Consider the following 500-nt stretch of genomic DNA (forward strand, 5'->3'; position numbering starts at 1 on the left):
CTGGTGGGACAGCAAGTGAAAGTGCAGCCCCTTGAGCTCCAGAGACGGCTCTTGTTGCAATAATTGAAGGGCGCTTGCGAGGCCTTCCTCATCCAGTCCGAACGGTGTGGGTTTGCCTCCCATGACCAATCGGCTCTGGGGTGCCCGGGCCAGCTTCAGGTTAAGCCGGAGCATGACCGGCGCCCGCTCGCCGCGTTGGCGTGCGATGCGTGCCAGGCTGCGCAGTTCGGTTACGCTCTCCACATGAAACGCTGAAATCCGGTATTGCAGGGCAAGGTCCAGCTCGTGATCGAGTTTGCCGGGGCCGCCAAAGATCAGCGGCTGGTCGGGGCACTGCTCATGCAGCCACGTCAGCTCGCCCCCTGACGCTGCCTCGAAACCGTCCACCCACGGCGCAAGGGTTTTCAGCACCCGTGCTTCCGGGTTGGCCTTGGCGGCGTAGAACAATTCGCAGTTCTCGGGCAGCACCTGACGCATGGTCCTTACATGCTGCTCAAGGG

The 500-nt window shown here is 62.4% G+C and carries 1 protein-coding gene; it reads right to left on the reverse strand.

The genetic code is table 11. The annotated features are described in order from the left end of the window. Positions 1-500 (reverse strand): alanine racemase (locus TU76_RS24420; RefSeq protein WP_048352729.1); only part of this gene is annotated, 500 nt, incomplete at both ends.

The sequence above is a fragment of the Pseudomonas psychrophila genome, assembly GCF_001043005.1.
GTDB lineage: Bacteria > Pseudomonadota > Gammaproteobacteria > Pseudomonadales > Pseudomonadaceae > Aquipseudomonas > Aquipseudomonas psychrophila.